General features: G+C 67.6%; 6 protein-coding genes. All 6 read right to left on the bottom strand.

All coding sequences use genetic code 11. From position 1 onward, the window contains the following. Positions 1-837: translation initiation factor IF-2 N-terminal domain-containing protein (locus tag HYU53_18005; protein MBI2223086.1), on the bottom strand; the 837-nt coding region annotated here is incomplete at its 3' end. Positions 838-918: 81 nt separating this feature from the next. After that, positions 919-2,292, bottom strand: coding sequence for a transcription termination/antitermination protein NusA (gene nusA / locus HYU53_18010; GenBank protein MBI2223087.1), 1,374 nt, complete (start codon positions 2,290-2,292; stop codon positions 919-921). A gap of 2 nt (positions 2,293-2,294) precedes the next feature. Next, positions 2,295-2,945: a ribosome maturation factor RimP gene (locus HYU53_18015; protein MBI2223088.1), complete on the bottom strand. Its 651-nt coding sequence runs from the start codon at positions 2,943-2,945 to the stop codon at positions 2,295-2,297. After that, positions 2,893-4,278, bottom strand: coding sequence for a 30S ribosomal protein S12 methylthiotransferase RimO (gene rimO / locus HYU53_18020; protein ID MBI2223089.1), 1,386 nt, complete (start codon positions 4,276-4,278; stop codon positions 2,893-2,895). Before rimO ends, HYU53_18015 begins: the two co-directional genes overlap by 53 nt. A 14-nt stretch (positions 4,279-4,292) precedes the next feature. Further along, positions 4,293-5,603, bottom strand: a complete 1,311-nt coding sequence (gene asnS, locus HYU53_18025; GenBank protein MBI2223090.1) for an asparagine--tRNA ligase — start codon at positions 5,601-5,603, stop codon at positions 4,293-4,295. Between the two features lie 2 nt (positions 5,604-5,605). Next, a complete protein-coding gene (locus HYU53_18030; protein MBI2223091.1) occupies positions 5,606-6,445 on the bottom strand; it encodes a sugar phosphate isomerase/epimerase in 840 nt (279 codons plus the stop codon). Positions 6,446-6,633: the final 188 nt, after the last annotated feature.

The raw sequence follows: 6,633 nt of genomic DNA on the forward strand, positions 1-6,633 counted from the left end.
GCGCGGCCCCGCCGGTCGCGCCCCAGTCGCGGGGCGCGCGCCGGGACGTGCCTGCTGCCCTGTCGGGGGCGGCGTGGCCGGTCGCGGTGGCGGCGGAGGCGCCGGCACGATCGAACGAACGACGGTCGGACGCGCCGGCGGAGCCTGGCCGGTTCGCGGGTCTTCGATACGCAGCCGAATCGTCGGCGGCACCACACGACCAGTCGGCGCAGGAACCGCGGCGCGGGCGGCCACGCTGGGTACTCCAGGTGCTCCAGGTGCCTCGGGTGCTCGGGGTGCCCCGGCTGCCGCTGGCGCCGGTGCGTGCGCCGCGGGTGCTTCGGCGGCTGCGGGAGATTCCGGCGCAGCAGCCGCGGGAGCCGCTTCAGCGGCGCGGGCGGCCACCGTGGGCGCTTCGCGGTCCGCCGTCTGAGCCGGCGCCGTCACCTCGGGTGTGGCGGCTGGCGCCGCCGGGCCCTCCTCGGGCGCCGGGGCTTCGACGGCTGGCGCCGCCTCGATCGGCGGCGCGACCGGCTTGGCGACCTTCACCAGCCTCGGCGGGGGCAGGGCGTGGGCGGCCGGCTTGGCCGGTTCCGGCGCTTTCGCCGCCGCGCCCTTCTTCGCGCCTCCCTTGGCGGGCGGATGCGCCGCCGTCTCGCTGAACATCTCGGAGGCGCGCGGCAGCGTGATGGTGCGCTCGCGGGCGAGCTTCTGCACGAACTCCCGTGCGACGACCTCTTCGATCGTGCTCGACGCGCTCTTCACCTCGATGCCTGCGCGCTTCTTGAGCAGCGCCATGACTTCCTGGCTCGAGGTGTTCAGCAGCTCTGCGACCTTGTAAATCCGGACTGTGGCCAAGCGTCCCCTCAGTAGTGAACAGTGGACAGCGGCCAGTGGCCAGTCTGTCCACTGCCCACTGCCCACTGCTCACGTCTTAATTCACCGTTCATGTTCCTGCGCCGCGGGCTCTTCAGGACCCGCGGACTCCGCGGGCGCCCCGGTCTCGGTCGCGTCGGCGGCGGGCTCCGTCGGCGCCCCCTCGCGGGCGGCCGCGATCACGGTTTCCGCCGTTTCGATGTCGAAGCCCTCCAGCGCGGCGAGCTCCTCGACCGGCGCGTTCGCAATCTTCTCGTTCGAGTCGTAACCCGCCTGCCGGAGCGCCGCGACGACCTCGTCATGGATGCCCGGCAGCGACAACGGTGCTGACGGCGACGAGAAGTCCAGCTCTTCGAGCTGCGCCTCGACCTCCTTGCGCTTCTCTTCCTCGGACTTGATGTCGATCTTCCAGCCGGTCAGCTTGGCGGCCAGCCGGACGTTCTGCCCCTTCTTGCCGATCGCGAGCGACAGTTGCTTGTCCTCGACGATCACTTCCATCACGCGCTCCGCGTCGTCCACGATCGACACGCGCTGGACCTTCGCGGGGCTGATCGCGTTGGTGACGAACTGCACCGGGTCCTCGGACCACTCGACGATGTCGATCTTCTCGCCGCGCAGCTCGCGGATGATGGCCTGGACGCGCGTGCCCTTCATCCCGACGCAGGCGCCCACGGGGTCCACGTCGCGCTCGCGCGAGTAGACCGCCACCTTGGCGCGGTCTCCCGCCTCGCGGACCGCGCCGCGGATCATGACGGTGCCGTCGTAGATCTCGGGGACTTCCTGCTCGAACAGCTTGATGAGCAGCGCCGGGTCCGTGCGAGACAGCACGACCTGCGGTCCCTTGGCGTTCTTGTTGACGGTCCTGATGACCGCGCGGATGCGGTCGCCGACGACGTAGTTCTCGGCGCGCGACTGCTCCTTGCGCGGAAGGACCGCTTCGACGCGCCCCAGCTCCAGGATGATGTCGCCGCTCTCGAACCGCTTGACCGTGCCGTTGACGACCTCGCCGATGCGATTGCTGTACTCGCCGTAGACGTTTTCGCGCTCCGCCTCGCGCACCTTCTGGAAGATGACCTGCTTGGCCAGCTGCGCCGCGATGCGCCCGAGCACCTCGGTGGAGCGGGGCAGCTCCATTTCGTCACCGACCTCGATGGAGTTGGCGACTTCCTCGCCGTAGCTCTCGCGATAGAGGTTGCGCGCCTCCTCGAGCGACATCTCGGCGGCGGGGTTGGTGACCGCCTCCACGACCTGCTTGATCGCGTAGAGCTCCACCTGCCCGGTCTCGGTGTTGAACTTCGTCTTCAGGCGCTCGTCGCCCTTGTAGTACTTCCGCGAGGCGGCCGCGACGGCCTCCTCGATGGCCGACACGACGATCGTCGGGTCGAGCCCCTTTTCCTTGGCGACCGCGTCGATCACTTGCTGCAACGGATTCATCATGATCAGAATTCCACGTCCAGATTCGCGCGCGAGACCTTCACGAGCGGAATCCGATGGGTCCTGCGCCCCTCGACGAGCAGGACCGTCTCACCGTCCGGGCCGCTCTCCAGCGCCTCGATGCGTCCGGCAAAAGCGGACTGCCCGCCAATCGGCTCGCGCGAGACGATCTTCGCGAGCCGCCCGGTAAACCGCCGGTAGTCCGCAGGGTGCCGGAGCGGCCGATCGAGCCCGGGGGACGAAACCTCGAGGGTGTAGTTGTCGGGCAGCGACAGGCCGAGCGCCTCTTCCTCGACGTCGAGAATGGCGCTCAGGTCCTGGCTGACCTGCTGGCACTCGGCAATGCCGATGCTGTCTCCCGACGGGTCCAGCGCGGCATCACCGGCCTGCGCGGCAGGACCGGGATCCGGACGGTCGATGATGACACGCAGCACCCACCCGTGCGACTCGCGCCGGAACTGCACGTCGAAAATGTCGAGCCCGTAGCTGCGCGCCACCCGCTCGGCCACCGTGCGAATCCGGTCGCGCTGGGCCTGCTCTGCCTTCACGTCCGAAAAAACACCCCGCAAAAAGAAAAAGTGGGCTAAAGACCCACCTTTGGTGTTACCCGCTAGGAGCTTCGACCAATGATAGCACGGGGCTGACAACAAGGTCATATTCCCGCGCCGCCACGACCTCGCCTTCCACGAACGTGCCGGGGATCAGCTCATCCGGGTCGGATTCGGTAAAAAACACCACCGGATCGATCTCCGGGGCCTGCCCGGCGAGCCGCCCCTGCACGACGAGGCGATGCTCCCCGGAAGGGCCGTCCACCAGGACGCGCACCCGCTGTCCGACCCGCCGGGCCTGCGCGCGCGCCACGATGCCTTTCTGCATTTCCATCAATTGATCGCGGCGGCGGCGCTTCACCGGCGGCGTCACGTCGTCGTCGGCGCTGTACGCGCGGGTCCCCTCTTCGTGCGAATACGTGAAGACGCCGACGTGGTCGAACTCCGTGTCCCGCACGAACGCGCGCAGCTCGTCGAATTCAGCCTCGGTCTCTCCCGGGTAGCCGGCGATGAACGTCGTGCGCAGCGTGACGCCGGGAACGCGTTCCCGGATGCGCGCCAGCAGCTTGTCGTACGACGCGCGGTTGCCCGGCCGCCGCATGCGCTCGAGCACGGCCGCCGACGCGTGCTGCAGGGGCAGGTCGACGTAGCGGCAGACCTTCTCGCACTCCGCCATCGCCGCCAGCGTGTCGTCGGTAATCGTCGTCGGATAGAGATAGAGCAGGCGGATCCACTCGAGGCCGTCCACGCCGTTCAGTTCGCGGAGCAGGCGCGCCAGCGCGCCACGCTCGCCGCGATCGTTGCCGTAGAACGTGGTGTCCTGCGAGATGAGGATCAGTTCCTTGACGCCGCGCGCCGCGAGATTTCGCGCTTCCGTCACGATCGAATCGGCGGTGCGGCTGCGATACGCGCCCCGCAGTGTCGGGATGATGCAGAACGAGCACGTGTAATCGCACCCCTCCGCAACCTTGACGTAGGCGAAGTGGCGCGGTGTGGACAGGTGCCTCGGCGTCGCGGCGTCGTAGAGGTATGTGGGTTTCTTGTAGAGCGTAAGCGGGACCGCAGCCGCTTCCCTGACCTTCGACCTCTGGCCTTTGGTGCCTGACAGGGCGCTGACAATTTCCGGCACTTCCCCCGTCCCGAGCACCACGTCGATCTCCGGGATCTCCCGCTTCAGTTCCTCCCGGTAGCGCTCGCCAAGACAGCCGGTGACGATCAGCGTCCGGCACGCGCCGGACTTCTTCTGCTCGGCCATCTCCAGGATGGCGTCAATGGACTCCTGCTTGGCGGAATCGATGAAGGCACACGTGTTGACCACGAGCACGTCCGCGTTCGACGCGTCGTTGGTGATCTCGTGCCCGGCCTGCTCGGCGAGCCCCAGCATCACCTCGCCGTCGACGAGGTTCTTGGGGCAGCCGAGAGAGAGAAAGCCTATCTTCATCTGTCCACCGCCCACTACGGATAGATCCTGTACAGCATCCTCGGGTACGGGATCGCCTCCCGGATGTGTTCGAGGCCGCAGATCCACGCCACGGTGCGCTCGATGCCCATGCCGAACCCGCCGTGCGGCACCGAGCCGAAGTGCCGCAGATCGAGATACCACTCGAGCGATTCGGGAGGCAGCTTGTGCTCGGCGATCCGCTGCATCAGCAGCCCGCGATCCCAGATTCGCTCGCTGCCGCCGATGATTTCGCCGTACCCTTCCGGGGCGAGGACGTCCACGCACCGGACGCGATCCGGCCGTCCGGGTTCGGGCTGCATGTAGAACGCTTTCACCTGGGCAGGGTAGTGCGTGACGGCGACGGGCCGATCGAACTCGCCGGAGAGCACGGTCTCATCGGTGCCGCCGAAATCGTTGTTGTCCTCGAACGGCTGTCCCTTGTCCCGCAGCAACTTCACCGCCTCGTCGTAGGTGATCCGCGGGAAGGGGCTCTTCACCTGTTCGAGCTTTGACGTGTCGCGCTCGAGCACCGCGAGCTCGCGCCGGCGCCTGTCCAGCACGCGGGACACGATCTCGACGACGAGCCCTTCGCCGAGGGCGATGATGTCGTCGAGCGTCGCGAAGGCGACCTCGGGCTCCACCATCCAGAACTCGGTGAGGTGGCGGCGCGTCTTCGACTTCTCGGCGCGGAAGGTCGGGCCGAAGCAGTACACGCGGCCGAGCGCCATCGCGTTCGCTTCGTTGTACAGCTGCCCGCTCTGCGTGAGATACGCCTTCTCGTTCTCGAAGTACTCGACGGGAAACAGCGTCGTCGTGCCCTCGGCGGCGGCCGGCGTGAAAATCGGCGTGTCGGCGAGGATGAAGCCGCGGCTGTTGAAATAGCCGCGGACTGCATCGATGATTTCGTGCCGCACCCGCAGGATGGCGTTCTGCCGCTGCGCGCGGATCCAGAGATGCCGCCGGTCCATCAGGTAGTCGACGCCGTGCTCCTTTGGCGTGATCGGGAAATCCTGCGAGTCGCCGATGATGTCGATTCCCGTCACGTCGATCTCGAACCCGCCGGGCGCGCGCTTGTCGGCGCGCACCGTGCCCTGGAGGGCGAGCGAAGTCTCCTGCGACAGATGGTCGGCGCGCGTGAAGACATCCTCGGGCACCGCCTGCTTCGACATGACCCCCTGGATGAAGCCCGTGCCGTCGCGCACGATGAGGAAATGGATCTTGCCGCTCGAGCGCCGCTGGTGAAGCCAGCCCCGGATGGTGACCGGCTGCCCCTGGTAGCGGTCGAGGTCGCGCGCGATGTCTTCGATGTACGCCACTGTAGCCATGTTCAGATCGTCATCTGGTCAAAGCGGCCGCGCGCGCGGCGGGCCTTTTCGAGCACCTCGCGCGGCGTGGACGTGTCCGCCAGCTCGAAGAGCAGCGTGCCGTCGTAGCCGACTTTCTGGATTGCCATCAGCGCCGGCGGCCATTCGATGCGCCCCTCGAAGGGCGCCAGGTGGCTGTCCTCGCGCCTGTTGTTGTCGTGCACGTGCGTGGCGATCAGGTGGCCGGATACCTGCTCGATCGCGTCGATGAGGTCGCCGAGCAGGAACGCGTGACCGAAGTCGAGGCACACGCCAGCGCCGCCGATCGCGATCTCCTCCTCGAGCAGACGCACGAGCGCTTCGGGTGTCGAGAGCGGGTTCGGAATCACTTCGAGCGCGAGCCGAACGCCCAGCGGTTCGGCGGCGCGCTGGATTTCCTCGAGGCTGCGGAGCGTGGAGTCCTTCGACTCGCCCGGGCCGGACTGCTGGCCACGCGGCACGCCGAGGTGGACGACCAGGACGTCGACCGGCACGCGCCTGGCGAGATCGAGCGCGGCCGTGGCCTCCTGGACCGCTTCGCGGCGGCGCGCCTGGTCTGATGCGGCAATCGAGAACGTCCGCCCCTCCCACCTGTCCCCGCGGCCGAACGCCTCCATGATCGGCGCGTGGATGCCGTGTACGCGCAAGCCCAACTCGGTGATCCAGCCGCCGACCGCATCAAGCGCGGCGCCGTCGTGGTAGTCGACGTGCGAGCGCGTGGCGAAGATTTCGACCGCGTCGAAGCCCGCCGCCGCGATCTCGGCCAGGTGCGCTCTTGCGAGCCGCTCGGCGTGGTACAGGTGCGTAGAAACGCCGTAACGCATCAATCGGAAACAGTCGATTGTATCATCCGAGACAATAAGTGGGACAGTCACACTTTCCGGAGCAGCGGTCCCGGAAAGTGTGACTGTCCCACTTATTGTCCCACTTATTCTTTCAGTTCGTCGATCAGCCCCGACAGGATCTCATGCAGGCGGCCGAAGCGCTCGTGCGCCAGGAGGTTGTCGCGCAC

It is taken from the genome of Acidobacteriota bacterium (assembly GCA_016184105.1).
GTDB lineage: Bacteria > Acidobacteriota > Vicinamibacteria > Vicinamibacterales > 2-12-FULL-66-21 > JACPDI01.

What these genes read in the sequence shown, in the direction of transcription:
- rimO (MBI2223089.1), bottom strand. Translation starts at nt 4,278, where the DNA reads ATGAAGATAGGCTTTCTCTCTCTCGGCTGCCCCAAGAACCTCGTCGAC.
- HYU53_18030 (MBI2223091.1), bottom strand. Translation starts at nt 6,445, where the DNA reads ATGCGTTACGGCGTTTCTACGCACCTGTACCACGCCGAGCGGCTCGCA.
- asnS (MBI2223090.1), bottom strand. Translation starts at nt 5,603, where the DNA reads ATGGCTACAGTGGCGTACATCGAAGACATCGCGCGCGACCTCGACCGC.
- HYU53_18015 (MBI2223088.1), bottom strand. Translation starts at nt 2,945, where the DNA reads ATGACCTTGTTGTCAGCCCCGTGCTATCATTGGTCGAAGCTCCTAGCG.
- nusA (MBI2223087.1), bottom strand. Translation starts at nt 2,292, where the DNA reads ATGATGAATCCGTTGCAGCAAGTGATCGACGCGGTCGCCAAGGAAAAG.